A 23567-nucleotide genomic window follows, 5' to 3' on the forward strand; every position below is an offset into this window, starting at 1 on the left:
CTCGATCGAATAAGGTTTCATTTTTTTCGCTTATGTACTAAATACAGTGTATCATATATACATGGAATATGCTGTAATTCTCATTCCTAATCTAAAATCCAAAATCTAAAATCTAAAATCCCTCAATGGTGGAACGTGTAATTAAAACGGGTGTTGGGTGGCGTTTGGGATGGAACCCAGAGGCTGAGGAGTTTAAGGGTTTGGTGGCTGGCGACGGTTGGGCGATCGAACTCACGGAGGCTGAGTTAAACGATTTTTGCCGATTGTTGGGGCAATTGGCCGGCACCATGAGTCAAATGGCCTCTGAGTTAATGGACGAGGAAAAAATAGCCATTGAAGCCGAAAGCGACTTGCTGTGGGTGCAGGTGGAAGGCTATCCCGAAGCTTACAGCGTGCAGTTGATCCTGAATGCTGGCAGGAGGTGCGAGGGTTTTTGGCCGGCGGCTGCGGTTCCGAGTTTGGTGCAGGCCGCAAAAGTTTTAAAAGTTTTTTGACTTTTTTGGGAATTCTATGCTAAGCTGTTAAAGCTGTCGGGGCGTAGCGCAGCTTGGTAGCGCACTACTTTGGGGTAGTAGGGGTCGTGGGTTCAAATCCCGCCGCTCCGATAGATGGAATCCTTATTTTATAAGGGTTCCATTATTTTTACTAGATAACTCGTTCCTTACCCATTCTCAAGAAGGGGTGACAGAATATGACATACTCAGACAATCACTGCGATAAATCTGCGATAAATCTGGGATATGCCAAAAGGCTCAGTAAATATAGAAGTTTTCAAAGATCGGCTGCGACTTGCCTGGTCCTGGCAAGGTAAACGTTTCTGGCTATATCTCGGTTTGCCAGACTCGATCGTCAACCGTAAAGCGGCAAGCATCAAAGCGCGGACGATCGAACTCGATATGACCAGTGGCAATTTTGACCCGTCTCTGGCAAAATACAAACCCCAGAAACAAGAATCCATCTCTGTTTCTGACCTGTTTCACCAATTTATCGAGTACAAGCGCCGGAAAGTTGAGCCTTCTACTTTCGCTAAATATCTTGGACTTGAGAAACACGTTTCTGCGTTTTTCAAAAACAAAAGCACAATTTCTGTTTCTGAAACTGTTGCAGAAAAATTTAGAGATTGGCTGGCACAGAAACTTGAACCCGGTACCGTAAGGGAACGGATTATCATGCTTAATGCTTGCTGGGAGTGGGGCCAAAAAAAGAAGCTGGTTCTCGAAAATCCTTGGGAGGAAGTCAAGGTGAACGTAGCTCCCAAACAACGCCCAGAACCGTTCACGCTTACAGAAATAAGCGCGATCGTCCAAAAATTCCGCTCAAACGAGAATCTGAAACATTATGCGGACTATGTGGAATTCAAATTCGGCGTCGGCCTTCGCACCGGCGAAGCAGCAGCTCTCCTCTGGCGACATTGTTCCCACAACTGCGATCGCATCTGGATCGGAGAAAGTTTGAGTAACGGTGATCGGAAAGCAGCCAAGCGGAATAAAGACCGCACGGTGCCGCTAACTCCACGGCTGCAACAGTTATTACTGAGCCGGCGATCGACTGACTTCCAACCTGATGATTTAATTTTCACCAGCATCGAAGGTAGAGCGATCGATTCCAAAAATTTCTGCAACCGCTACTGGAAACCTGCGCTTGCATCCCTTGAAATTGATTATCGAAAACCTTACAATACCCGACATACGCTAATTTCGCATGGCTTGGAATCTGGCATGAATCCTGTTTCGATCGCAGCCCTCACCGGTCACGATGTGAGAACACTTTATGAAAATTATGCCGGACTGGTCAACCCGCCAAAACTACCAGATTTGTTCCCTGTTTTCGACCCGGTTTCTGATGTTGATTTTGAGGTAAATCAGTGAGATACCTCTCCATAAATTTCTGATGATCCGGATGATTGATATCCCCACCACAAGTTATCAATTGTTCAATCAGTTGTTGATTGTAGAGAACTTTTCCGCCAGGATTTCTACCCCAGTGAATCCCTTCTATAAGTTTGTTTTGGTTTCTGTATCGCAGAAGGGTTCGATCGCTACAATTGAGGATTTTACAAGCAGTTTTAGCATCGCAGAAATTATTCATTTTGATTTGAATTGAGTAAACTTTTGATTACGTTGTCTTTGATCATGTTTTGTCGCATTAGTTCAACTAAGAGGACTCGTGCTTCTTCTACTGAAAGTGATTGAGCTTGAGAAGCGTAGATTCTTAATCGAAGTTGTTGCTCAAGTGTGAGGTCAATAGTTGTCATGATTCTATTTTCTCAGTTCGATCTTTTTCGGCAATCAATAGGTTGATTCGATCGCGAACTTCAGCAGTTTCTCCAGTCAGCCAATTCACTATTACCTCTCTCTGGTATTTAGTCCCTGGCGCTTTCCATCCATACATCTGAGTCAGTAGATTTTGCAAGTGTTCTGGGTAGTATTCGGGCCACCAAATAGTAGCTATCTCTCTTAGTTTTTCAGCATCCTTCTCATCTATTCCTCCGGAGATAGCTGCTGGTTCGGGTGTTGGTTCGGGTGTTGGTTCGGGTGTTGGTTCTTCCGTTGTCTCCGTTGTCTCCGTTGTCGGTTCTACTATTGGCATTGTCGATTCCGATGTCGTTGGAGTTGGTGTCGGAGTTGGTGTCGGGTCTGGGGAAATCAATCCATTAAAAGCGGTTTTTTCATCAGCGGTAAGGGAGTTCCAGACTTTCTGGCGATCGGCTGCGCCTTTGCTGCAAACTTCCTTGAGCATGGTCTGAATATCAAGAGCTGTTTCTCGATCGCCGACTTCGATCGCTAGCCGGATATATTCGACCAGATCCCCTGTTTCGTTGTTCTGTTGAGTCTGCTGATCAACCTCATTTTTTGAAAATGGCTCCAAATTTTGAGGTCGATCGCTAGGTTGATCACCTTGCTGTGCAAAGGATTGATCAACCTGATCAACCTGATCAACCTTGTTACCAAAACTAGGAAAATCTTTCGCTGCCGTGGAATTACTAAAAGCGGAAGCAGCCATCCAGTTTACTGTTCCTTTCGAGGTCGGATTCGAGGTCGGATCTGAAGTTGGATTCGAGGTCGGATCAGAATTTAGTATTTTTTCAGAAATAGGATGATCAGGTTGATCAGGTTGATCAAATCCTTGTGTAGCAGGGTGATCAACCTCGTGATCAACCTCCCTTTTTAAGGGGGTTTTCAAAACTTGAGGTTGATCAGCAGCCTCAACAGGGATTGAATCAGCCTCAAATTCGGCGTCAAATTCGGGGTCGGATTCAGCAAGCTCAAGAGGGAGGGAGACAGGTTCGGGTTCGGGTTCAGTTTTGCACCAAACTCGAACTCGTTTGCTGGAGATCGATCGAAACTCTCGCTCCCACCCAAATTTTTTGAGGATGGCGGAACAGCGCATCTGGTGCGATCGCTCTTGTCGGCTCAGGTCAACTTGGAGATGAGTGAGCAGATCGCTGAGTCGGATATATTCGCGGTGTTCAATAAAATTTTCGATGACATCTTCCCAGGGATCTGATGACTGAAACTCTTGAGCAATGTGTTCGGCAGTTTCTTCATCTTCATAGTCAAGACAAGGTTCTTCGCCAGATTTGTAAGCCAGCATCGCAGCAGCCCAAATCGCATCTCGTTCTTTCTTAAGCAATTTAGTATCAATTCGGTGTTTGACCGGAATTACCCAAAATCGCCGGTTGCCTGTTTCATCAGCGAGAAATTCTTGCTTGTTGGTGGTTGCGACAATGATGCTGGGTCGGTTGAAGTCTTCAATATCTCGGCAATATGGCGGTCGAATTTTGTCTGTTCCGGTGGATAAAAAAGCTTTGGTTGCACTGACATCGCGCCGTCTGAAAACACTCTCTAGCTCTGCCCATTCTACAAACCAGGCTTGGTGCAATTTCAGCCGTTCATCTTTGTCAGAAACAGTTCCCAGGGAATCGTCAAAATATTTGCCTCCCGCCAGCACCTTAAAAAAAGTTGACTTTCTATAGCCCTGTTTCCCTTGCAGAATCAGAACTGTGTCTATTTTGCATCCTGGTTCAAACGTTCGTTTCACAGCACCAATTAATGTTTTTCGGACAAACATTTCATAAATTGGATCGTTGACACCAAAATATTTTTCAGCGAGACTATCTAAAAACGAAGTATCTGGTGCTGGTGGCAAAGAATTTAGATACTCTTCAATTGGTGAATACTGATTTTCTACTGCTATTTCTGTCAGGATATCTTGAACATCTTCTCGACTGGATTTTACGAGAATTCCGTGTTTGATTGCGAGTTGAATTCGCACTCGATCGAGTGATACTGGTGTACCGTCAATTTCGATTCGCTTGCTGAGTTTATTCAAGCGAAGCCGTTTGCCAAATTTTCTAATGATTTTTCGGTAATCCTGAATCATTCTGTTATCTGAATTTAAAATATTAAATTCAGGTGATGAATCAGAGCTAGCAGCAGAATTAGGAGAGTTACCCAAATCAGATTCAGCCTCTGCCTCTAGTAGCGAAACTAAATGATCAGGTTGCAGAGATTTGATGAATCGCCAGTATTCACCTTTGATGCAGCTCTCAATCCCGTCACTAAAATATTTTGAGATGCTGGCGATCGGATTCGACTTAACTGCGTAATTCCAGATTTGATCCCACTCTTCTTGATCCCAGCCACCGCCGGGAGAACAACGCCGACAAGCATCAAGAAATAGAGTGTAGGCATCCTCATTGGTTACTTGTCCCAGTCGGCTGAACTCAGATTGAACTCCAATTAAATCCCGTGCCAGCGTTGCCATTGAGGTATTTCTGAGAGTCGCTACTCCATTCAAAAATTCCTTGTTGGGCTTTCCCAGACCGCACTGTAGAGAAATTGGCACCGGCACCGGAACAGTGATGTCTTTATACCGTTGAGATATTTCCTCCGGTGTCGCAGTTAGAGTTGCGGTGGCAGTGCGCCCCGTCGTGGCAGTCGCACTGTCTAAGACAGTAGCGCTGTGGGTGGCAGTGGCAGTAGCAGTGGTAGAAAATTGCAGTAAAGCTTGGTGCTGTTCCTCAAGTTCTCGTTGTTTCCGAGCGAGTAACTCTTGATAGAGAATGAGAAGTCGATCGCGCAAATCACTGTAGCTGTAGCGAGTGCCGGACTCTTCAACAAAATCGGTTTTAACGGGTTCGCGATCGGGCTTAACGTGCCACGCACCCGCGAGCCGAAAAACACGACTGGGATTTTTGTTGCTCTCGTCTGCTTCCATCACTTCGATCAGAAGCACTTGCAGTTCCCGCCATTGTTCCTGTGCGATCGGCTCCTCAAACAGCCAATACGGTTGCATCGACTTGTCACCGCTAAATATGGTGAAAGTTGGTTCAACAAAACCTACTTCGCTCCATTTTTCAAATTGTTCTGCCAACGGGATATCGTCCCACTCGCAGAAAATACCACAGCACTGCTTAATCTCAGCATCGCTATGTCCGGCTGTACCTGCGCCTGCACCATTAACCACGACATAAACACCGCGCTTGTCTGCTTGATACTGCTCAATCTGTTGCCAGTTAAGCTCAGAACTTTTGCGACCTTTATCCTTTTTCTTGCGTTCATCAGAGCTATGATAGAAAAACCTCAACAAAGCTTCGCCCGGTTGATAGCCCAAGTAATTCAGGTGCTTTTGTGCCAGCTCACGATCTATATTCATTGCTTTCTGACTCCTGATTTTGATTTTGCTGCGACTAAAGTTTGCAATTGTTGGCGCAAACGATAGATTTCCTGATTGACCGACGATCGTTTTTCTTCCAAATCATTGATTCTTTCTCTCAGTCGTGTGATTTTTTGACTTTCATTTGCTTGAATTTCGCTAGCTGGGAAAGTACCTTGGGCTGGATCTGACCAATAGCACTCGGCACACAGCCCATTCGTTAATAAGCCGAAGCATCGTTTGCCGTCCTTGGGATAATTCGATCGACACCATCCGTTTTGGGTCATGTTCTGTACTGATTTTTTAGGGCAGTTTTTCAGTTAGCCAATAGCTGAGTTAGCTGTTTCCCAAATCCGTATGGAATTACCCCATTTTTTGTTCAAGAAAACTGTGCCTGTATGAAATGTGGCTTTGGGGTGCGTGGTTTTTTGTTACGGATTTTCAACATGGGTGAATTTGTTGAGATGGCTGCGAGAATAGTGCTAGCGATCGAGGTCGAATTAGCCCCCGGCCTCGATCGCTAGTTGTTCAACGAGAAGAGACAAACTGGCTAGACAAAATAAGTAGCCAATTTGTCCTGTAATTGATATTATGACAGAAAGAGCTAAAGATCAATCCTTAGAAACTAGGAAAATTACTGTGTTGCGATACTTACGGGAAAAAGCGGGACTAAGTAGGGAGCAATTAGTAGCACGTTTGGGAAATCGGATTGCAGTGCGGACTTTGCAGCGATGGGAGACGCTGGGGAAAGAGCCAGCCCTTACTCGGGGCGACTGGATCGACCTTTGTGATGCTCTCAATGTTCATTGGGAAGAGCTTCCCAGGGATTTGTCAGATTTAGTAGAGGAGGAAACAAACTACGAAATGCTTGCTTAACCTTAATAAGACAAAATGGCTTGTCATAATGTCTTATGAGGTGATATGATAATCGCACAAGCCAAAATTAACAGCCCCAAAAATCTGAGAACCAGCAGCCTCAGTAATCAACGATCTGCTTAGGAATGTGACGCAAGGCTTGCGCGATTCAACTTTTAGGACATTGCAAAAGCAAAATTGCTTCAGAAAGAAGTACGGAATCTTTTTGTCAAAATTACCGAGTTAAAAAAACCGTGCCAAAACTACCGACAACGTTTCAAACGCTTGACTTGACAGGATTTGAGTTCGATCGCAGTCAACAATACACAGGAATCAATCGAGAAATGATTGATTTTACGTGTGCTGTGCTCAATAAAAATCGTATAGGCATTGTGGTTCGGAGTGTGGGTGCAGCGCTCAAGGAAATTTACGGAATCGGAGGGAGCACCGATATTATCTGCAAATTGCTGAAAGAATGGCGTACAGATAATCTGTCGCTGATGAAGCAAGGAAAATCAGAGAAGGATTTAGCAACAGCACTGTTGGAAGCAGCGGATGATGGTTTGCTGGAGGACTCCGAAATACCTGAAGATATTCTCAAGGTTTCTCATCAAATGGCGATCGCGTTCTACAGACTGGCTTATCAAAAAGCTGATACCAGCGTGAGTGGCGATCGGATGAAACAGTTAGCTCAGGAAAATGAGTTGATGCGCCAACAACTCAAAGATTTTCCTCAAAATGTAATGGAGTTGACGTTTTATAAATCGGAGTACGAACGCCAGCGGAATGAGCTCAGGGAAGCGTACATGAATCTGAATAAGCAAAAGTTGACCGATTCTGAAGAATTTCGTCAGCAGTTAGATTTGCTCACCTCCGAACGCAATGAATTACTAGCAAAATTGTCAGTTGCTGAAAAACGGTTGATAGAAGTTGCTGAATTTGAAACGGCTTCTCGCGATCGACTCAGTGAGATATCTAAGCTTAATGGACAAATCGAAGCACGGGAACGAGAAGTGTCCAGTCTCCATTCTCAAATCCAAGCTCTACAAGCACAAGTTGGCGAGAAACAAGTCCTAGAAGCTCAACTAGAACAAGTGAGAACTCAGCTAAGAGAAGCTTCAACAACAATCACTAACCTGCAAAGTCAACAAAAAGTTAGTGGGGCTTTAGAAGTCGATCGAGAATTTGATGATAGTGATGATGGTATCGTTACAGACGCACAGCTTATGGTCGAAAATGAGACTTTGCATGGTGACTTGTCAGATGCTCTTAAAGAAATTGAAGATTTGAAAGCACGTCTCGCTGAAACTCAAGTCGCTCAATCTGAATCTCCCTCTGAATCTCAAGCTGAATTACTTCCTGAAATACTCCCCGAACTACTGCATGAAACAGTTTCAGACTTTGTTGGCCCTTTTTTAGAACCCGTTAACTCTCAGTTTGACTCTGACTTTGATTCTGACCCTGCTATTTCTGACTCTAGTTCAGAAACAGTGGAGTCTATTGAAGCTGTTGAACCTCCCGCTAAGCCATTTGAACCTCTTCTCAAAAACAAAAAGCAAAAAGTTGCTTTGGCTAAATGAGTAACAGAAACAGAAACAAACAGAAACAAAAAGCTCAGTAGCAGTTGCTGTTACTGAGCTTAGAAGGAAGAATGGGTACTGTTAGAGAGCTACTAAGTTTTGAGTGGGTAGCTCAAAACTTGTAGCAAAATTGGTGACTCAAAAGCTTGATTGCGTACTAGCTCGGCAAATCACTTGATATTGGATTAAGTACGAATCAGTGCTGGGTAGAGAGTAATTAGCAATTGATAATTGGATTAAAGACATGATAGATCAAAAAAAAGAAATTCAGCTAATGTTGATGGCCAGATTTCCTTTGTTGTGGGTAGTGAGCCCAGAAGAGGAAACCGCCGAAGAAATTTTGTGTGATATAGCAAAAGCTAAGGAAGGGCAAATCTATTTCTGGGATTTTGCCCGTGGCTGGACAGATAATGGCACAGCCAAAGGAAACCCGATGCAAGCCTTGGAGCGGATCAGCAAAGCGCCGGCAATGGAACAAGTCACTTTGTTCGTCATGAAAGACATTGCGACTTTGATTGCACCGGGTGCGAATGGGCAGATAGCCGTCAACCAGCTAGCGATCGTCCGCGAACTGAAAAATTTGGCAGTGACCATCGCCCGTGACCGTCGCTGTCTCGTCATTCTCTCCGATCAACTCAGAATGCCTCAAGAGCTGCGGGAAGAAATTACGGTGGTAGATGTCTCTTTACCAGGCATCGAGGAGATCTCGAAGTTGATCGATCGACTGGTTGGCAAGAATATCAAACTCAACCCAGAACAACGGCAACAGCTAACAAAGGCTTGCCAGGGGCTGACTCGGTGCCGGATCTCCCGCGTCCTTGCCAAACGCTTAGTGCTCGGAAAAGTTGATGTTCATGCCCTCGCTGCGGTCATCAAGGAGAAGCGCCAAACCATCCGGGAGACGGGCATCCTCGAATTCATCCCGGTTCAATCTAGTTTGGAGTCCGTAGGCGGACTTGAAAATCTCAAGCAATGGGTAACAGTTCGATCGCGCTCTTTTAGCGATGAAGCCCGTGAGTATGGACTCCCCAATCCCAAGGGGGTACTGCTGGCCGGCATTCAGGGAACGGGTAAATCCCTGCTGGCTAAAACCATTGCTGCTGAATGGAAATTGCCCCTGCTGCGCCTCGATGTCGGTCGGGTCTTTGGCAGTATGGTCGGCGAGAGCGAGAACCGCATCCGACAGGTCATTAAGTTAGCGGAGGCGATCGCACCCTGCATTCTGTTCTTAGACGAAGTAGATAAGGCCTTCGCGAACATTACGTCTGGCATGGATGGCGACTCTGGCACAAGCCAGCGGGTATTCGGTGCGCTCCTGACATGGATGCAAGAAAAGACCGCGCCAGTGTTTGTAGTGATGACTGCCAACCGCGCCGAAGTCCTTCCCGCCGAACTGATTCGCAAAGGTCGCATTGATGAAATTTTCTGGGTTGACCTGCCGAACCTCACAGAGCGGGAGGCAATTTTTCAAGTTCACCTCACCCGCGTCCGGCCTTCGCGAGTGAAGTCGGGAGACTTCGATTGTGGAATGCTGGCAAGTCAGTCGTCCTGCTTGTCTGGTGCGGAGATTGAGCAAGTTATCTGCGATGCGATGCAAACCGCATTCAGTGCCGGGAGAGAATTCACAGAGCGAGATTTGACTATAGCGATCACTGGCTGCGTTCCTCTGGCACGGATTGCTCAAGCACAAATTGATGAACTCAAAAGTTGGGCAATTCGATCGGGCGCTAAATCCGCCAGTATTGCCGATCAGAATGAAACACCTGTAACTCCCTACTCTCATCTCTCACCTCTTGAGGTTGACGAAAATTAATCATTATCAGAAAGCGAAGCCAAAGGTTACAAATGCTTCGCTTTTTGATTTAGGAATTGTTCACATAAATTGAGGCAGAATATGGAACCCCATTTTGTTCATCCTTTATCAAGCTTGGAAACGATCGATACTGATGAAGGCAAAAAAGAAGTAATAAATAGTTGGGCGTTTGCCTCAGTGATTTGGTCAACCGCCGTCGCTGGTAACGAAAATGCTTTGATTTTGATTAATGAGGTATTTCCTGATAAAAGCAGAATTCCTTTACTACTTTTGCGTTCTAAGCAGGGAGATGAAGCAGCGATGAGAGATGCGATCGGAATTATTGCTTTTGCTATTGATGATAAATTAACCGAAGCATTTGAACAAAAAGGAAATTGAAATAGTATGTCTGACCTAATCAATGATTTAACAAGTGAACCAAAAGAATTTCCAGCGTTCGCCAATTACAAAGGTAAATGTGTCTGTGTTTGGAGAGCCGATGCCAAATTAGTTGCATCTACCATTGCTGATGCAGAAAGAATCATGGGCATTAGAGAAACTTTGAAGGGTTCTTGGCTTACGCCTCCAGAAGAAGGAGCAGAACTCTGGAATTATGCAACTGAACTGCTTAATGACCCTCCACCATTTGTGTGTGTGAATGGTCGAAACGGTCAGATAGTAAGTCTTAGTAAGTTGGAAATACTTCAAGAAAATAGTGATGTAATGCTTCGCTGTAAGAGAATGATTTTTTGAATTTGGAATCAGATTATGGCAAAGGCAATGATGGATGCTGAAACACTGTCGCAGAATTTGAAACACTTTTCTGGAACTGAGCAATATTTCAAACATTGGCTCGGAATTCAGTACACCGATGGAGTCAAATATTTGGCTGATAATGCTCAAGCTTATTGGTTGATTGATGCGATCGCCTCCCATCAGCCCCGTGCGAGGAGAATTCACAGCTTAACCGAGTTTCAGCTTTGGTTCCTTCATGTCGGAAATGCACATGAATTCATTAAGCCTCGTAGCTTGCGGGGCGGTACGCCATCGCCTAATGATGCTGTTTTGACTTGTTGGGAAGATTCACCAACTGCCGAAACTAAACCTGCGATTATTCAGCAGATACCAATGACAGATTTTCCTTTGACTGATATCAAGCTTTTTCTACAAGATAAAGTCCTTCTGTTGCCAAGTGAAAATTAAGTCCTAAAAAGCTGTCTTATTCTCCACTTTGGGGGGACAAGATAAAGTTTCGCACTACATCATTCAACAATTATTAGGAGCAAATCGAAGGCTCTCCTGATTTTGAGGTGATAACCAAACCACATATCCTTATTCCGAGGGTATTACAGAATCGCGAACAGTTGTGCTTGATACCGTATACACCATAAACCCAGGAGAGCCAAATCGAATGACTACCAACAGACAAATTCCCGAAGTTACACTTGAAGAAAGGCAAAAACAACTGCAACAATTACAGGCAAAAGTTGATATAGTTTTTGCTGAAGCACTGAAAAGAAAAGTCAATACGCTTGAGTTTGCAATTGAAGTTTGGGTAAATGCAGTCTTAGAAAAAGATGCTTATGTAGCAATAGCTTGTCGCATGATTCGCTACAGTACCCGTTTTGAGGGTAATCAATTGCTGGAATTTATGCGACATCTAGCTAACGGAACTCTTGAAAAAAATGAGTCGATCGCACAACGTGCAGTCGATTTAATAAATCAAGGTTTACTTATCAACAACAGCCTGAAAGAGGACAACGATAATGTCAAGTTTGACGTGCAAAGTCTGTAGCGGTCAATTAATGTTTCTTGGTCAGTTAGGATACTTGAGACATTATACTTGCCGAAATTGTGGGATTCATATTAACAAAAGTCCCAAAATTGTCAGAGACAAATTCGATAACATAATCTCAGTCAAATACTAATCATGCAACTGACATCATGCAACTGACACAAACGAAACAATGTGCTAACTGTCCCTGGAAAGTTAACCGAGATTTGAGCAAAATTCCTGACTACAACCGGGAAAATCATGAAGCTTTGAAGGAGACGATCGCTAATCCAAATCAAGATGTGTTTGAACAGTTGACAAGTCCTAAAATCGCAATGGGCTGTCACTATTCCACTGATGATAAATTGCTTGAATGTGTCGGCTGGATTTATCACCAACTTCGGAATAATAATCTGGCTCTGCGATTGGTATTGATGCGATCGAACCAGATATCACAGCTTGAAATTGATGACGCACAACGGGCAACTTTTGCAGAAACTTTAACAGATTAACCCAACTTACCTAACTTATTCAATCATGCAATATTACCAAATCGAATTCATCATCAACAAAAATGGCACTGTTACTGAAAAAGTCCTTGGTTCCGGGCCGAATTGTACTGCCATTACTAAGCAACTGGAAAATGCAATGGGAGAAATTCGATCGCAAGAACTTCTTCCAGAAGCATTAACTGAAAGATTAACTGAGGAAATCATTGAGGACTCAACTTTATGGACAAATAGCTGATGAATTGTAAAATCCCTGGTTGTCTTAATCCCTTAGTAAACGGCAGAACTTACGAATGCGGTAAATGTACTTCAAAAATTCTTGCTGCTGCCCGGTATTTCTCTCGTCCACTTTCAGAACTTTTAGGAGACTTAGAAAATGTCACATCTAACTCATATCCGCACCCAGATAAAGAATCCGATCGTCCTACAAGAGATTCTAGAGAAAATGATTGAGTCAGGACTTGAGGGAATTCTTGCTGGAGCGTACCTCGAAACTAACACTCATATCCATGACCCATTCGGCAACAGTAAGTTAGCAGAGTTTGTTATTCGGCGCAAACAACGCTATCAGGGTGGTTACGATTTTGGCTTTAAGCGAGTAGAAGGAACTGATGAATTTGAGTTCTTAACTCGTGATGGTTCCATCCATGCTGCTAAGAAATTTATGGAACAACTTTTACCCTGGTACGCACGGGAAAATACTCTAGCAGTATTGAGGAGTCAAGGGTTCAATATTGAGTCTCAAACTGAAGAAAATGGTGAAATAGTCATAGTTGCTGGTAAATGGTGTTAGTGCTTCGCATAGGGAATTCAGAAACTTAAACAGGAACAGAAACCATGATTTGGAATTACACAACCAACCCAGAAGGCTGCAATGTAATCCTTGATATAGACGATTTTATTGACATTATAAAATGTCTCGATCGAGCAGCCGATGCCTTGTTGATTACTACCCGAACAACTCAAAGTAAATATGAGACTGAACCCGGTAGACTGGCACTCAATTTAGTTCAACAGTTGGGTTATGACTCGATCGATTTGTCAGCCGATGATTGATTTTGATAGATAGTCAGCATCAAGAAAATCTCACTTAATTCAAGTCAATGCTTCGCTTTTAGGTAACAGGGAAATAGTTAACGGTGATTATTTCCCTCTCACCTTACCAAAAATATGAAACACATTGTCATCTTAGAAATCATTGAAGGAAAGAAAGTCACAGCAGAAGTCTTAGAAGAACCGCCAATGCTTTTAACGTGGTGGCAAATGTTCTTCTTATTCAATCGTAAAACATTGCAAGATTCGGTTACGGAAGGTCGAATTATTACCTATATCTACATTGAGATATACGGCTGTACATTACGAAGCATCAAAGTTTCAGAAGTTGTAGAAAAATTGGAATGAAAATCATGGTACATCAAACGCAAGAAGTAGTAGATGAAGCTGCAAGAATTCAAATAGAGGTTGATAAAATCTTTGAAACGGCTCGATCGAATAACTGGACTTTAGAAACATTTGCAGTCAAAGTATTAGCTGGAGCAATGGCTAATAATCTTGGATATTTTTCAATTGCTGCTCAACTTGTTCAAAATGTAACTAGATTAGATGGATTTACTTCCATCGAAATTCTCAGGTATATGTTGTTCAAAGTTGAGCAACAGGATAGTGTGAAAATCCAACAAGCACAAGTGATGTTTTTTCGGGGATTAATCATTAACAAAGAAAAGGCTGAATTAGCCAAACAGAAACAGCAAAAGGAATTGTCCAAACAAACTTCAAAGAAAAGAAGAAATTAGCATGAAGACTAAATACAAAGCTGATGATGCGGTAGGACAGCAAAAGTTATCGATCGCACTGCATCTGATACCCAACCTTCCACCTATCCCGCATCAAGAATACAGACTGATTGTTGCCGATCCGCCCTGGAGTTTCACACTCAGAGAAGCAGACAAAACTCATAGGGGTCGTTGCAGTTACCCATCCATGACAGATGAGGAAATTCTCAATATGCCAATCAGTGCGATCGCAAGCTCAGACTCTTATCTGCTGCTGTGGGTGACAAATAACCATCAAGCGCTGGGGTTTCGGTGTCTCGACCGCTGGGGATTTACTCATCGATCGACTTTCACATGGGAGAAAATAACGAAGGCTGGCAAACCTCATGGCGGAATAGGTCACTACGGTCGGAGCTGCACAGAGCATTTCCTGGTGGCTACTAAGGGCAATCCTGGGACTTTTAGCCATCACGGCTTGACAAATATCGTAAACATCATTCGGGCACGGCGCACGAAACATTCACAGAAGCCTGAACAATTCTGGGAGATTGCCGATCGACTTGCTGACAAACTGGAGAATTGTGAGAATTTGGGCAAATTATCCCACCCGTCGAGGATTGAACTATTTGCTCGTGAACAACGGCCTAATTGGGATGCCTGGGGTGCTGAGGCTAACTTGCCTAATGCTTTAGTTTGATAACTCACCCCTAGTTTTTTATGGAAATTACTAGGGTTAAGTCATTTTGTTATTGCTTCGCTTAAGGATATTGATTTGTCCTGTAAGCGTATTTACTGGGTCGCTCCCAGTCACAAAATGAGCTGGTTTAATTTAGTTTTTGGAATTACTTCGATCGCATCCGATCCAACTTACAATTCCTACGATTCAACTGATACTGTCCCCGATGAAAGTTACGAAGAAAATCAACATCAAAGTTACGAGAAAAGTTACGAGAAAAGTTACGGAATTAAAATCACAAATCCGGTACAGTTTACCGATGATTTTGCAGCAAAAGTAATCGAAGCTCTCGAACTTTTAGCTCGTTATTGTCCAGAGTATTTCAGCTTGATTCAAGAGTATACTCATTGCATAAGTAGTGCTACTTCATTGGGTGCTGCTTATTGGAAGAATGAAATACTCATTGCTGAACAAACATTTAGTCGTGATGTTGAATGGTTAGCCAGCATTTTTGTTCATGAAAATCATCACATCATTCGTCGATCTGTTGGTGATAAATTTGTTGACAATAGCAGGGAGGAAGAATTGGACTGCATTGAACAACAAATCCTATGTTTGAAACAGCTTAACGTTCCTCAAAGCTGGATTGAGAGTTTAAGAGCTGAAACAGGTGATCATTATTTGGAAGAGATTACCTGGTAATTTAGTGTTTTGCTTCGCATAAAGGCATGGATTTGTTCTCTCAAAATATCATCATGACAACCGTTCATAACGACTGCACAACGACAGAATCAGAATCCAATGAATTGCCAGAGACTGCTGAAAACGGCTTCATTATTGTGAGTGACTTCTTAGCACATCAGCATGAATCGATCGAAACTGCATTGAAAAATAGCGAGTTTCAATACCTGATAAAGTTTCATTCTTTTGACCCTGATGCGCTCTGGAAACAAGGTGCTTTTAGAGTCTACGTTTTAGAAGAACATCTCGAAGCAGTTAGTAATTTCTGTAGATCGATCGAACTTGCCAATATATCCAACAAATAATAGCGAAATAACTGGGTCGCTCCCAGTTAACAACTACCATGCAGTCCAATTCTTTTGACCCTTTAACCAATTTGCCTTTCCCAACTGATTGGCGATTTGATGTACCGCGAGTTTATGTTCTGCAAGAACTTTCTTTTTTTGGTGCTTGGATCAATGCTATTAACGCTTCTGAAATGCAGAAAAATATGGAGTACATTCAGACTCATTCTCCATTTATGGGAGCAGTCAAAGTTAGTTTATTCCAAAACTTTGAAGGTACTGAAATGGCACCAGAAATGCCAATATCCTTTATCGCACAAATAGGTGAAGGAATTCATAAACACGGCAAAGCATTCTTACTCTATTATGCGGACTATCGTAGAGAGCCAGAAATCTTGTCAAATTTCAGAGAAGATTACAAAGGTTGTTGCGATCGCACTGAAGATTTTGTCAAACAATTTCTGACTCAAGAAGGTTTTGATTCACAGTTGAAACGCAACAATCTTAGCTGGAAACATCTCAATATCGAGACAATTATCCAAGATTGGTTCTATTTGACAGAGGGAATTTATCGGCGGATGTTAGATGAAAAAGTCTATATTTTCAAGCGTCGCTAATGTTTCACTTTTGGATATTGATAGCGAATTCCTGGGTCGCTCCCAGTTTGTAAATGGTTTCACCTGAGATAAATGTTGCGGGATTTCATAAAGTAGCTGATTTTCGTTTTAACGAGCATCATAAAGTTGTCTCTGCCATAAAACCAATGGTTCATCAGCTAGAATTTTACGTCTATCAAGGCAGATTTACTCTTTACGTTTTGCCTGAAGATATTGAAGCGGTAAAAGTGTTACTTGGAATTCCCATCGAAGAATAACGAAGAATAACGAATATAGCGAATAACTGGATCGCTCCCAGTTCCAACAAATGCCTTACTACATTTTAGTTACGCTGGAACAAGAGGTAGAAATTACTACTACTCCTGAAATGTTGGCTATCAAAGAAATTCAAGAATTGATTGGTAGTGAAACATTGCCAGCCAATTGTCAAATAGTAGCAGAATTGAGCTTCTCTGATAGTTCGATCGTTATGGTTTGTGATGCTGATGCTGTATCGACAGAACTTCCCCCAACTTGTGTTACAAAAAATGGTGATGTTGTCTGTGGTCAGGTAGTAATTCTCGCAACTCATGAATCACCAAACAATTTGTGCTTACTTAATGTGCGTCAAGCCAAAATTGTCAAAGCTGAACTGAAATTGTATCCAAAACCAGTGAAGCCAGAACACAACTTTAGTGCTTCGCTCTGGGATATTGATTGATTCTTTCTAGCAACATTTACAGGAACCGAAATGTCACAATTTTACGTTTTAATCAACTCAACAGGAATTCAAGAAGTAACGGCAACTGAAATGCCAACCGTTGCTGAAATTCAAAAACTTGTAGGAATTCCCGGTGAAGAAGGATTCTTTGAAGGGGTTTATAAGCGCTATTCTGACCAGTCGATCGCTATTTTGTGTGATGATGAATTCTTAATGAAAGGCTGTCAGCCGACCTTACTTACTCCTGATGGCATTACTCTTCAGGGACAGCTTTTGATTGTCGGAATAGATATGCAAATTGAAGATTTCTGTTTGTTGACTGAGAAACAGCTAGAAATTGTCAAAAAAGAAAGCAAAATCTATCCGTTACAGCCACGTTAGCAGTAATTATGCCCTGTTCCAGTTCGGATACAGGGCATGACTCAATTCACCTCAGAATCACTCAGAATCACTCATAATCACTCAGAATCAACATGGATAATATCGAATTTCAACGAATTGCTCAGTATGCGATCGAGATATCAGGAGATTTTTCGCTACGCTGGCCCGGACTGTACACTGCTAGAAATGTCCATAATCTGCTGAAAAATTCTCCCCCCTTGCTGCCCGAAGATATTGGCGGTCAACTAGGAGGTTTGTCGGCACAATATATCACTCAAATGATTTTGGCTTTAAAACAGGGCGGAATTGACATCAAATCAGTTGCTAAACAAACCGCGACGGGCAAAACTGAAGTGAGATATTTGATCGATAATGACACCTACACTTACTACATTTTGGTGTCGCCTACAGGCTTTGACATTCGCAAATCTTCTCAGTCTCGAATTAACTTAGCAGAATTGATGGGGACTAATATTGGAACTGTAGGTATCATTGTCCAGCGAATTGAAGACGAATTCATCGATCGAACTGCTGTGATATTTGCTAACAAAAACTCTAAGGACAAGTTGAGCTATGTTACCAAAACTGGCAAAGAATTATATGGCTTTTGCCTTATTGTTTCCCGAACTGCTGGTAATAATTTAGCTTGCTTAACTTCAACACAAGTTCGATCGCTCGTTAGTCAGTTAGTCTAATCCCATGAAAAAGCGCTAGTGGCATAAGTTTGTAGCGCTTTTCGGTTTGTGCAACTTCTGTTTTGTTGCCTGTTTCATCCGGGGTGCTTGGATAATCAACAGAACAGAAGCAAGTTCAGTATAACTCATTCACCACAACAAAGCAAAGTTAGGTTAGAAGATGTTACAACCACAAAATCCTAGAGAATATGATGCTATCCTCGGCGGTCAAACTCCCCCTTCGCTCGGTGCTATGGTGCTGGGAGGTTTACCCGGTGTCAGAAGTCGTTTAGCATCAAGTCATCTAGCATCGCAAATTGGTGCTATGTCCGAAGCGTGTCGGTATGGTGAGCCTGGTTTTGATTTAATAGTTCAATTTTTGAGAGATAACTGGAACTTGATCGATTCAACAGTAAAGAGCGCTGGAAAAGATACAGTTGCCAAAATGTTAAATAACACTGTAACAACCGATTACTTAGGTTGGTATTTGGTTTCACATGGAAACTTGGATTTTCCAACTAAAACAGATACTTTGCATTTAGCTTGCGACAAACTTCTTGCTTACATACATACTGTCTATCCAAATACAAAATGGTATCTTTCTGGAGGGTACAGTTATATTACTTTTTCTCAGGTTCACGATCGGGAATGGGCTAAAGGAAACAGAAAAATATTAGATGATTCGATCGACTATTTGATTCAGATACTTACCGCCGAGAAGTTAAGAAGAGTACGAATCTTGCTGTTTGTTTATTACTCTCAAAGTTATTACGATATTTGCTTGGCTTATCAAAAGGAAATATATGGAGAGAAATTCGTCAAAAAGATTAAATCCAGATTAGCGAGTCAAAGCATTTATCCTAGTTTGCTTCCTTGGTTTGAGGAAGGTTTAGAGAAGCTAATTGCACCAGATTAATGCTCATGGTAACAATAATGTCAAAGGAACAAGCTCCTAGAGAATATGATGCGATACTCGGCAGTCACGTCTTAGTTCCCAAAGGGGCTGCCGTGCTAGGAGGTCTATTCGGTGTCAAGAATCGCTTAGCATCTAATCACCGATTATCCCAAATTGGTGGTTTGTGTGAAGCCTGTAAATATGGTGAGGTTGGCTTGGATTTGATAGTGCAGTTTTTGAAAGATAAATCGATCGACCCAACAGTAAAAAAAGCTGGCAAAACTTGCGTTTCGTCAATGTTAAACGATACCCTAGTCACTGATGATTTAGGATGGTATCTTGTTGGACATCGACAGTTATATCCTAAGAGCAAGATAGATACTTTGCGATTAGCTTGTGATAAACTTCTTGCTTACATAAACACATTGTACGGCAAAAGAAAATGGTATTTTGGTGGAAGCTACAGCTATATTGAGTTTCTTCAAGTTCAAGATTGGGAATGGCGTAAAGGTAACAGAAAAACCTTGAGTGATTCAATGAATTACTTAGTACAAATTCTGTCAGCGGAAAAACTCAGAAGAGAAACAATCTTGAACTTTGTTTACTATTGGCACACCTATTATGATATTGGAGTAGCCTATCAGAAAGAAGTATCTAGAAATAAGTTTTCTGACAATATTGAACCGAGATTGTTAAGTCAAGGCATTTATCACAGTTTGCTTCCTTGGTTTGAAGAAAGTTTAGAAAAATTAATTGCTTGTTCATTTGAAGATTTAGTAATGGAATAATGCTTCGCTTTCAAAGTGTGATTTCTCAATTACACAAAATGAAAGATAATTGGCTGCAATTCCCGATCGATGCCAAAGTCTACAACTTAGCTTTAGCTTATGCCTCAGAACAAGCAAACCTAGAAAATGGTCTAAAGCGTTTCTACAATACAATGACAGTGTGGGCAGTCAATCATCTTATCGGTTGGATGGACTTTGAAACCATTCTCGATAAAGATGATGACTGGACTGTCGCAATTGAATCGGCTTTAGAACTTGCTGATTTGGAGTTACCCGGAATCGGAAAGATTCAATGCTGTCGAATTGGTGAAGGAGAAACAAAGATTTGTGTTCCAGTCCAAAACGATCGCATTGCTTATATCTTTGTTGAATTACCAGACTCATTGGATAAAGTCAAACTTTTGGGCTTTCTCTCTGCTGCTGATATCCACGGCGATACTGTACAAATTTCTGTTGCTGACCTTCAGCCCTTTGACCGCTTATCTGACTATTTGGAAACTATTGAATTACAAAATGTTTGAGGAAAAACCATGAATTTGAAACCGCTAAGGATGTCTTTGGCAGGAAAACCCAAGCCTGATCCAGCTCAAGCTCAAGCGGTTTGGGTGGTTAATTGCCCTGAAAAAGTAGAAGATGATTTTGCCGGAGCCATCGCTGAAGCCGAATGTGAATTTGAAGATAATTTTCGACCATTCGATCGCCCAGAGGTATGGAAAAAATTTTGCATTGGCAGTACAGACTACTTAGCGGGTTGTCTCACAAATTTTACTCCTGAAGAAGTGGACGAGAACTGGGAAGCTATTTGCACAATGATGGGTTAGTGGTGAAAACTCGGCTTGGCGGCTTCAAAAACGGCAAAGTTTGATCTCGACTTGGCCACGATGACGGATGAGGTAGAGCTGACTCTATAGCCGAGGTATAGAGTCAGGAGCGATCGCCAGGAGTAGCGCCCCGTCAAGCGCGTTCTAATACAACTCCTGGCGATCGCTCCTGATTCATCAAATCCTGTACTTCATGAGTTAGCCTCTGGGCTTCCTCAGCGCTCAAGGAATCTTTATCATGATCATTCAGGTAATCAGCGAAGAATGCTGCAACTACATAGGTTTGCCAGATAAACAGTTCGTTTTGGGTTCCGGCAATAGGGCGGTCAAAACTTTCGCCTACGTGAAATACCGAGTTATCTTCGGGATTCCCATAGAATTTGGGTGATTCTTCTTTGATCGGACTGATAAAAACTCTGTAACGTTTTTTAACTACGGATGTTAAATGGGTAATTGTCACCCCTGGCGGTGGATTATTTTTATCTCGGTAGTTACCTTGGTTCATCCAGGCATTGAAAGCATCTATGTTCTCCGATACTTGATATCGATCGCCTACCTCACCTTGATTCCCGTAGTCAGAGAGTAGCATTTCCTTGAATGAATCAAAAATTTTTTCATCTGAGTGCTTTATCGTGAAAGAGCATTTCTTCAAGACATTGTTACAGTTTGTCAGAACTTGGAAAGCATCTGTTACCTTGGTATGAACTGACAGCGGTTTACTGATTACTCCATGAGAGTTCTTTCTTCTGATTCCCAAATAAACTGTATGTCGATCACTTATCCCTGCTGGAGCTAGATAGCATCCAATAATTAAACTTTCAGGCTGAGACTTAAATCCAAATCCTAACCCTCTTTCTCGTCTCCGTTTCGCTTCGCCCATATTTCCTCACTTTTAGAATTAATATTATTTTATTTTAACGCTATTCTTTACTTAGCAAGCAAATTATAAGCTTCGCCGTAAAGTATTGTTAGCAGATTTATCGTACTATGCACAACCCAGATTTTTCAATACCTCAAGAAGTCGAAAACCAACTGAGAATATGTCCTGTAATTGAAGAGGCTGTATGGCTTAACGAGGAAGGGCAGCTCTTACCTTGTGAGGTCAAACATGAAGTTGTTGCCCCTAAATTTTTACCGGGCAACGCAGCGAAATTGGTTTGTTTCTCTCAACAAAAGTATGTGACGATCGGTGTTACTCCCATCAAACTCTACACAACCAAAGAAAGTGCCTGGGAAAGTGCTTGTCTTGACGCTGTTTCTGACTTAGGTTTGTCCAATACTCAGATTATTACCCAGCCGATCGTTACTCAGGTCATCGACAAAGCTACTAAATTGATTCAGTCTTTAAATTGGTGGTTGATATAACAGATTTTGTTTCTTGTTCTGTTTCTAGTAACGTTTCTAAAAATGTTTCTGATAATGTTTTTGGGAATGTTACTGGCAATAAAAATAGTCAAAGTAAGATTTTGCTTCGCTGTAAGGGTGTGAGATTGAGGATTAAATAATGTCACAACCAGACTTTGATGTTGAAAATTGTACCTGGCAAGCCAAAGATGGCAAAGTAATAAAATACACAAAAGAAACTCATCAGCTTACTACCTGGGAAGATTGGAATGAATATCATCTACAAATCACCAAATGGCCCAAAAATACATCAATTGAAATTGTGGTACTTAGCGGTGATGAAGGATATGACTCTGAAAGCCGATGGTCAAGTTCTGAAGTTTATCGCTATGTCAAAATGCCTCATGCTGAATTTGAAGCACAGAGAGAGGAACTTATTCGCAAAGTTCTTGAGTTAGCAAATCAACAATTTGGTTATTTAGCATTCTAATAGCGTTTATCTGGGTCGCTCCCAGAATTCTTACTTATCATGACAAACTACGAACACAGTAAATTAACGCTGGGTAGAATCCTAAAAAATGCTCGGCAAGAACTTGGTTTTAGCCAGAAAGATTTGTGTAAATTGCTGGTAATTCCATCAGAAGATGAAGAGTTTCTTACGATCGATCGATACCTATTATCGAAAATCGAAAATAATAGAATCGACATCCGAACCAGTGAGTATGACTGGCTCACCATCAGAATTGCTGCAATCTTCGCTCTCAATGCTGCATGGCTTGAAGTAATTCGTCAACAAACAGAAGTTGAACCTCTGGACTTAGAAAACGCCGTAGCAGTATTTCCCATTTACTTCAATCGCAAAACCTATGACCTATAAAACAGTGTATCTGCATCGGATGGTGGCAGAACAAACTCTCGATCGCAAGCTCAGACGGGCGTGAAGTTGTTCATCACCTGGACGAGGACAAATCTAACAACTCGCCATAAAATCTGGTAGTTTGTTCCAGCGCTTCTGTTCACAGACGCCCTGAATGTCCGTTCTCTAAGACAGAAACTTGAAGTCGAGCTTCCTCTGATTCAAGTAGGCGATTTGTGGCTTTAAATCAACAGCTTGCTCACATAAGTTATTCCAGTTCCAGTAAACCATTTTGGATATTTCCCTGAAAACACAACACACGATTCTTGCCGTTACAACAGCTTTGACCGTCGCACTAGCAGCAACCAGTCCTCTATTTACTTCAGGCAAAGTAACTGAAGCTGGCCAAGTCGATCAATATCTTGGGGAATATGATGAAGAGTCATATCCGATCGGCATTCAAATTGAAGAACTAGAAGGCAATCGTAAAAAGTCACAGTAATGCTTCGCTGTAAGGTAGTGTTGCTTTTCTCAATGCTATGAACTTAAAAGAATTAGTTCGGTTTCTGAAATATGAAGCCGACCTCCCTAACTTTTTCCAGACTTCTGCCAATTACTACCATGAAAATCAAACACTACCTTCACAAACTGAAAGTCAGAAAATCAAGGTAGCTTTAGCCGTCAGCGATCAAAAAGAAGGTCAGCAGCCAAAGAGTAATGATCCACTCTATCAACAAGCCTATCAAATCGCTCAGTCTATTTAGTTGGAGCTGATAAGTAGGGCTTGCTGAAAAAGTAAGAAAACAGCATTTAGAAAGATGAATGAACTCGCGAGTCCCTTGATAATATA

The 23567-nt window shown here is 42.1% G+C and carries 36 protein-coding genes and 1 tRNA gene; 33 read left to right on the forward strand and 4 right to left on the reverse strand.

What is annotated here, in order from left to right; all coding sequences use genetic code 11:
- Positions 1 to 125 precede the first annotated feature (125 nt).
- The 3 genes from QT990_RS31435 (at position 126) to QT990_RS31445 (ending at position 1868) form a co-directional block, all read left to right on the forward strand.
- Positions 126 to 494 carry a DUF1818 family protein gene (locus QT990_RS31435; RefSeq protein WP_333146757.1) on the forward strand — a complete coding sequence of 123 codons (369 nt, stop codon included), beginning with the start codon at positions 126 to 128 and terminating at the stop codon, positions 492 to 494.
- 37 nt (positions 495 to 531) lie between these two features.
- A tRNA-Pro gene (locus QT990_RS31440) sits at positions 532 to 605 on the forward strand.
- Between the two features lie 135 nt (positions 606 to 740).
- Complete coding sequence (locus QT990_RS31445) at positions 741 to 1868, forward strand: tyrosine-type recombinase/integrase (RefSeq protein WP_333146759.1); 1128 nt, start codon at positions 741 to 743, stop codon at positions 1866 to 1868.
- A gap of 212 nt (positions 1869 to 2080) precedes the next feature.
- Here QT990_RS31445 and QT990_RS31450 read toward each other — a convergent pair whose 3' ends face one another.
- From QT990_RS31450 to QT990_RS31460, 3 genes are read right to left on the reverse strand one after another with little or no spacing between them, the layout of a single operon-like run.
- A complete protein-coding gene (locus QT990_RS31450; RefSeq protein ID WP_333146762.1) occupies positions 2081 to 2254 on the reverse strand; it encodes an NblA/ycf18 family protein in 174 nt (57 codons plus the stop codon).
- Positions 2251 to 5658 carry a virulence-associated E family protein gene (locus QT990_RS31455; RefSeq protein ID WP_333146765.1) on the reverse strand — a complete coding sequence of 1136 codons (3408 nt, stop codon included), beginning with the start codon at positions 5656 to 5658 and terminating at the stop codon, positions 2251 to 2253. The genes QT990_RS31450 and QT990_RS31455 overlap by 4 nt, the downstream gene beginning before the upstream one ends.
- Positions 5655 to 5945, reverse strand: a complete 291-nt coding sequence (locus QT990_RS31460) for a hypothetical protein (protein ID WP_333146767.1) — start codon at positions 5943 to 5945, stop codon at positions 5655 to 5657. The genes QT990_RS31455 and QT990_RS31460 overlap by 4 nt, the downstream gene beginning before the upstream one ends.
- A 304-nt stretch (positions 5946 to 6249) precedes the next feature.
- On the opposite strand from QT990_RS31460, the gene QT990_RS31465 reads away from it, so the two are divergent.
- The 25 genes from QT990_RS31465 to QT990_RS31585 all read left to right on the forward strand — a co-directional run bounded on the left by QT990_RS31465 (position 6250) and on the right by QT990_RS31585 (position 20517).
- Positions 6250 to 6534 (forward strand): helix-turn-helix transcriptional regulator, encoded by a 285-nt coding sequence (locus tag QT990_RS31465; protein ID WP_333301075.1) that lies wholly within the window; start codon positions 6250 to 6252, stop codon positions 6532 to 6534.
- 233 nt (positions 6535 to 6767) lie between these two features.
- Positions 6768 to 8093, forward strand: a complete 1326-nt coding sequence (locus QT990_RS31470; RefSeq protein ID WP_333146771.1) for a hypothetical protein — start codon at positions 6768 to 6770, stop codon at positions 8091 to 8093.
- A 244-nt stretch (positions 8094 to 8337) separates the two neighbouring features.
- A complete protein-coding gene (locus QT990_RS31475; protein ID WP_333146773.1) occupies positions 8338 to 9906 on the forward strand; it encodes an AAA family ATPase in 1569 nt (522 codons plus the stop codon).
- An 81-nt stretch (positions 9907 to 9987) separates the two neighbouring features.
- The gene (locus QT990_RS31480; RefSeq protein WP_333146775.1) at positions 9988 to 10284 is read left to right on the forward strand and encodes a hypothetical protein; all 297 of its coding nucleotides are present in this window, start codon (positions 9988 to 9990) and stop codon (positions 10282 to 10284) included.
- Between the two features lie 6 nt (positions 10285 to 10290).
- Entirely contained in the window at positions 10291 to 10638 is a 348-nt protein-coding gene (locus tag QT990_RS31485; RefSeq protein WP_333146777.1) for a hypothetical protein, read from the forward strand.
- A gap of 15 nt (positions 10639 to 10653) precedes the next feature.
- Positions 10654 to 11088, forward strand: coding sequence for a DUF6876 family protein (locus QT990_RS31490; protein ID WP_333146779.1), 435 nt, complete (start codon positions 10654 to 10656; stop codon positions 11086 to 11088).
- Between the two features lie 208 nt (positions 11089 to 11296).
- Complete coding sequence (locus QT990_RS31495; RefSeq protein WP_333146781.1) at positions 11297 to 11680, forward strand: hypothetical protein; 384 nt, start codon at positions 11297 to 11299, stop codon at positions 11678 to 11680.
- 149 nt (positions 11681 to 11829) lie between these two features.
- Complete coding sequence (locus QT990_RS31500; RefSeq protein WP_333146783.1) at positions 11830 to 12171, forward strand: DUF6283 family protein; 342 nt, start codon at positions 11830 to 11832, stop codon at positions 12169 to 12171.
- Positions 12172 to 12196: 25 nt separating this feature from the next.
- The gene (locus QT990_RS31505; protein WP_333102137.1) at positions 12197 to 12406 is read left to right on the forward strand and encodes a DUF2997 domain-containing protein; all 210 of its coding nucleotides are present in this window, start codon (positions 12197 to 12199) and stop codon (positions 12404 to 12406) included.
- A gap of 138 nt (positions 12407 to 12544) precedes the next feature.
- Positions 12545 to 12961 carry a DUF1257 domain-containing protein gene (locus tag QT990_RS31510; RefSeq protein ID WP_333146785.1) on the forward strand — a complete coding sequence of 139 codons (417 nt, stop codon included), beginning with the start codon at positions 12545 to 12547 and terminating at the stop codon, positions 12959 to 12961.
- Positions 12962 to 13005: 44 nt separating this feature from the next.
- Positions 13006 to 13224: a hypothetical protein gene (locus QT990_RS31515; protein WP_333146787.1), complete on the forward strand. Its 219-nt coding sequence runs from the start codon at positions 13006 to 13008 to the stop codon at positions 13222 to 13224.
- Positions 13225 to 13338: 114 nt separating this feature from the next.
- Positions 13339 to 13569, forward strand: coding sequence for a hypothetical protein (locus tag QT990_RS31520; RefSeq protein WP_333146789.1), 231 nt, complete (start codon positions 13339 to 13341; stop codon positions 13567 to 13569).
- A complete protein-coding gene (locus QT990_RS31525; protein WP_333146791.1) occupies positions 13566 to 13961 on the forward strand; it encodes a hypothetical protein in 396 nt (131 codons plus the stop codon). Before QT990_RS31520 ends, QT990_RS31525 begins: the two co-directional genes overlap by 4 nt.
- A 1-nt stretch (position 13962) precedes the next feature.
- Entirely contained in the window at positions 13963 to 14637 is a 675-nt protein-coding gene (locus QT990_RS31530; RefSeq protein ID WP_333146793.1) for an MT-A70 family methyltransferase, read from the forward strand.
- A gap of 117 nt (positions 14638 to 14754) precedes the next feature.
- Positions 14755 to 15318: a hypothetical protein gene (locus QT990_RS31535; RefSeq protein WP_333146795.1), complete on the forward strand. Its 564-nt coding sequence runs from the start codon at positions 14755 to 14757 to the stop codon at positions 15316 to 15318.
- A gap of 53 nt (positions 15319 to 15371) precedes the next feature.
- Entirely contained in the window at positions 15372 to 15662 is a 291-nt protein-coding gene (locus QT990_RS31540; protein WP_333146797.1) for a hypothetical protein, read from the forward strand.
- A gap of 38 nt (positions 15663 to 15700) precedes the next feature.
- On the forward strand, positions 15701 to 16258 hold the full coding sequence (locus QT990_RS31545; RefSeq protein WP_333146799.1) for a hypothetical protein: 558 nt from the start codon (positions 15701 to 15703) through the stop codon (positions 16256 to 16258).
- Between the two features lie 53 nt (positions 16259 to 16311).
- The gene (locus tag QT990_RS31550; protein ID WP_333301077.1) at positions 16312 to 16515 is read left to right on the forward strand and encodes a hypothetical protein; all 204 of its coding nucleotides are present in this window, start codon (positions 16312 to 16314) and stop codon (positions 16513 to 16515) included.
- Positions 16516 to 16565: 50 nt separating this feature from the next.
- The gene (locus tag QT990_RS31555) at positions 16566 to 16958 is read left to right on the forward strand and encodes a hypothetical protein (RefSeq protein ID WP_333466193.1); all 393 of its coding nucleotides are present in this window, start codon (positions 16566 to 16568) and stop codon (positions 16956 to 16958) included.
- Positions 16959 to 16988: 30 nt separating this feature from the next.
- On the forward strand, positions 16989 to 17339 hold the full coding sequence (locus tag QT990_RS31560; RefSeq protein ID WP_333146803.1) for a DUF3846 domain-containing protein: 351 nt from the start codon (positions 16989 to 16991) through the stop codon (positions 17337 to 17339).
- 92 nt (positions 17340 to 17431) lie between these two features.
- Positions 17432 to 18034 carry a hypothetical protein gene (locus tag QT990_RS31565; RefSeq protein ID WP_333146805.1) on the forward strand — a complete coding sequence of 201 codons (603 nt, stop codon included), beginning with the start codon at positions 17432 to 17434 and terminating at the stop codon, positions 18032 to 18034.
- A 160-nt stretch (positions 18035 to 18194) separates the two neighbouring features.
- Entirely contained in the window at positions 18195 to 18929 is a 735-nt protein-coding gene (locus QT990_RS31570) for a hypothetical protein (protein ID WP_333146807.1), read from the forward strand.
- A gap of 17 nt (positions 18930 to 18946) precedes the next feature.
- On the forward strand, positions 18947 to 19696 hold the full coding sequence (locus tag QT990_RS31575) for a hypothetical protein (RefSeq protein WP_333146809.1): 750 nt from the start codon (positions 18947 to 18949) through the stop codon (positions 19694 to 19696).
- A gap of 38 nt (positions 19697 to 19734) precedes the next feature.
- A complete protein-coding gene (locus tag QT990_RS31580; RefSeq protein ID WP_333146811.1) occupies positions 19735 to 20217 on the forward strand; it encodes a DUF1822 family protein in 483 nt (160 codons plus the stop codon).
- Positions 20218 to 20226: 9 nt separating this feature from the next.
- A complete protein-coding gene (locus tag QT990_RS31585; RefSeq protein WP_333146814.1) occupies positions 20227 to 20517 on the forward strand; it encodes a hypothetical protein in 291 nt (96 codons plus the stop codon).
- 133 nt (positions 20518 to 20650) lie between these two features.
- Here QT990_RS31585 and QT990_RS31590 read toward each other — a convergent pair whose 3' ends face one another.
- Positions 20651 to 21106, reverse strand: coding sequence for a hypothetical protein (locus tag QT990_RS31590; RefSeq protein ID WP_333301079.1), 456 nt, complete (start codon positions 21104 to 21106; stop codon positions 20651 to 20653).
- A gap of 398 nt (positions 21107 to 21504) precedes the next feature.
- Between QT990_RS31590 and QT990_RS31595 the strand changes: the two genes are divergently transcribed.
- The 5 genes from QT990_RS31595 to QT990_RS31615 all read left to right on the forward strand — a co-directional run bounded on the left by QT990_RS31595 (position 21505) and on the right by QT990_RS31615 (position 23481).
- Positions 21505 to 21882, forward strand: a complete 378-nt coding sequence (locus QT990_RS31595) for a hypothetical protein (protein WP_333146817.1) — start codon at positions 21505 to 21507, stop codon at positions 21880 to 21882.
- Positions 21883 to 22021: 139 nt separating this feature from the next.
- Complete coding sequence (locus QT990_RS31600) at positions 22022 to 22351, forward strand: hypothetical protein (protein ID WP_333102158.1); 330 nt, start codon at positions 22022 to 22024, stop codon at positions 22349 to 22351.
- A 39-nt stretch (positions 22352 to 22390) separates the two neighbouring features.
- Positions 22391 to 22738 carry a helix-turn-helix transcriptional regulator gene (locus QT990_RS31605; RefSeq protein WP_333146819.1) on the forward strand — a complete coding sequence of 116 codons (348 nt, stop codon included), beginning with the start codon at positions 22391 to 22393 and terminating at the stop codon, positions 22736 to 22738.
- Between the two features lie 271 nt (positions 22739 to 23009).
- The gene (locus QT990_RS31610; protein ID WP_333146821.1) at positions 23010 to 23219 is read left to right on the forward strand and encodes a hypothetical protein; all 210 of its coding nucleotides are present in this window, start codon (positions 23010 to 23012) and stop codon (positions 23217 to 23219) included.
- 37 nt (positions 23220 to 23256) lie between these two features.
- A complete protein-coding gene (locus QT990_RS31615) occupies positions 23257 to 23481 on the forward strand; it encodes a hypothetical protein (protein WP_333102163.1) in 225 nt (74 codons plus the stop codon).
- Positions 23482 to 23567 lie beyond the last annotated feature (86 nt).

Origin of the sequence: Microcoleus sp. T3_B1, from assembly GCF_036700445.1 — a bacterium.
Taxonomy (GTDB): domain Bacteria; phylum Cyanobacteriota; class Cyanobacteriia; order Cyanobacteriales; family Microcoleaceae; genus Microcoleus.

Excerpts from the sequence above, each read along its gene's own strand:
- QT990_RS31595 (WP_333146817.1), top strand. The coding sequence starts at position 21,505 with ATGCACAACCCAGATTTTTCAATACCTCAAGAAGTCGAAAACCAACTG.
- QT990_RS31575 (WP_333146809.1), top strand. The coding sequence starts at position 18,947 with ATGTCAAAGGAACAAGCTCCTAGAGAATATGATGCGATACTCGGCAGT.
- QT990_RS31535 (WP_333146795.1), top strand. The coding sequence starts at position 14,755 with ATGAGCTGGTTTAATTTAGTTTTTGGAATTACTTCGATCGCATCCGAT.
- QT990_RS31510 (WP_333146785.1), top strand. The coding sequence starts at position 12,545 with ATGTCACATCTAACTCATATCCGCACCCAGATAAAGAATCCGATCGTC.
- QT990_RS31465 (WP_333301075.1), top strand. The coding sequence starts at position 6,250 with ATGACAGAAAGAGCTAAAGATCAATCCTTAGAAACTAGGAAAATTACT.
- QT990_RS31540 (WP_333146797.1), top strand. The coding sequence starts at position 15,372 with ATGACAACCGTTCATAACGACTGCACAACGACAGAATCAGAATCCAAT.
- QT990_RS31530 (WP_333146793.1), top strand. The coding sequence starts at position 13,963 with ATGAAGACTAAATACAAAGCTGATGATGCGGTAGGACAGCAAAAGTTA.
- QT990_RS31490 (WP_333146779.1), top strand. The coding sequence starts at position 10,654 with ATGGCAAAGGCAATGATGGATGCTGAAACACTGTCGCAGAATTTGAAA.
- QT990_RS31495 (WP_333146781.1), top strand. The coding sequence starts at position 11,297 with ATGACTACCAACAGACAAATTCCCGAAGTTACACTTGAAGAAAGGCAA.
- QT990_RS31450 (WP_333146762.1), bottom strand. The coding sequence starts at position 2,254 with ATGACAACTATTGACCTCACACTTGAGCAACAACTTCGATTAAGAATC.
- QT990_RS31600 (WP_333102158.1), top strand. The coding sequence starts at position 22,022 with ATGTCACAACCAGACTTTGATGTTGAAAATTGTACCTGGCAAGCCAAA.
- QT990_RS31615 (WP_333102163.1), top strand. The coding sequence starts at position 23,257 with ATGAACTTAAAAGAATTAGTTCGGTTTCTGAAATATGAAGCCGACCTC.
- QT990_RS31445 (WP_333146759.1), top strand. The coding sequence starts at position 741 with ATGCCAAAAGGCTCAGTAAATATAGAAGTTTTCAAAGATCGGCTGCGA.
- QT990_RS31505 (WP_333102137.1), top strand. The coding sequence starts at position 12,197 with ATGCAATATTACCAAATCGAATTCATCATCAACAAAAATGGCACTGTT.
- QT990_RS31560 (WP_333146803.1), top strand. The coding sequence starts at position 16,989 with ATGTCACAATTTTACGTTTTAATCAACTCAACAGGAATTCAAGAAGTA.
- QT990_RS31545 (WP_333146799.1), top strand. The coding sequence starts at position 15,701 with ATGCAGTCCAATTCTTTTGACCCTTTAACCAATTTGCCTTTCCCAACT.
- QT990_RS31605 (WP_333146819.1), top strand. The coding sequence starts at position 22,391 with ATGACAAACTACGAACACAGTAAATTAACGCTGGGTAGAATCCTAAAA.
- QT990_RS31550 (WP_333301077.1), top strand. The coding sequence starts at position 16,312 with ATGGTTTCACCTGAGATAAATGTTGCGGGATTTCATAAAGTAGCTGAT.
- QT990_RS31565 (WP_333146805.1), top strand. The coding sequence starts at position 17,432 with ATGGATAATATCGAATTTCAACGAATTGCTCAGTATGCGATCGAGATA.
- QT990_RS31570 (WP_333146807.1), top strand. The coding sequence starts at position 18,195 with ATGTTACAACCACAAAATCCTAGAGAATATGATGCTATCCTCGGCGGT.
- QT990_RS31525 (WP_333146791.1), top strand. The coding sequence starts at position 13,566 with ATGAAAATCATGGTACATCAAACGCAAGAAGTAGTAGATGAAGCTGCA.
- QT990_RS31520 (WP_333146789.1), top strand. The coding sequence starts at position 13,339 with ATGAAACACATTGTCATCTTAGAAATCATTGAAGGAAAGAAAGTCACA.
- QT990_RS31580 (WP_333146811.1), top strand. The coding sequence starts at position 19,735 with ATGAAAGATAATTGGCTGCAATTCCCGATCGATGCCAAAGTCTACAAC.
- QT990_RS31480 (WP_333146775.1), top strand. The coding sequence starts at position 9,988 with ATGGAACCCCATTTTGTTCATCCTTTATCAAGCTTGGAAACGATCGAT.
- QT990_RS31500 (WP_333146783.1), top strand. The coding sequence starts at position 11,830 with ATGCAACTGACACAAACGAAACAATGTGCTAACTGTCCCTGGAAAGTT.
- QT990_RS31590 (WP_333301079.1), bottom strand. The coding sequence starts at position 21,106 with ATGCTACTCTCTGACTACGGGAATCAAGGTGAGGTAGGCGATCGATAT.
- QT990_RS31585 (WP_333146814.1), top strand. The coding sequence starts at position 20,227 with ATGAATTTGAAACCGCTAAGGATGTCTTTGGCAGGAAAACCCAAGCCT.
- QT990_RS31485 (WP_333146777.1), top strand. The coding sequence starts at position 10,291 with ATGTCTGACCTAATCAATGATTTAACAAGTGAACCAAAAGAATTTCCA.
- QT990_RS31555 (WP_333466193.1), top strand. The coding sequence starts at position 16,566 with ATGCCTTACTACATTTTAGTTACGCTGGAACAAGAGGTAGAAATTACT.
- QT990_RS31515 (WP_333146787.1), top strand. The coding sequence starts at position 13,006 with ATGATTTGGAATTACACAACCAACCCAGAAGGCTGCAATGTAATCCTT.
- QT990_RS31460 (WP_333146767.1), bottom strand. The coding sequence starts at position 5,945 with ATGACCCAAAACGGATGGTGTCGATCGAATTATCCCAAGGACGGCAAA.
- QT990_RS31455 (WP_333146765.1), bottom strand. The coding sequence starts at position 5,658 with ATGAATATAGATCGTGAGCTGGCACAAAAGCACCTGAATTACTTGGGC.
- QT990_RS31435 (WP_333146757.1), top strand. The coding sequence starts at position 126 with ATGGTGGAACGTGTAATTAAAACGGGTGTTGGGTGGCGTTTGGGATGG.
- QT990_RS31475 (WP_333146773.1), top strand. The coding sequence starts at position 8,338 with ATGATAGATCAAAAAAAAGAAATTCAGCTAATGTTGATGGCCAGATTT.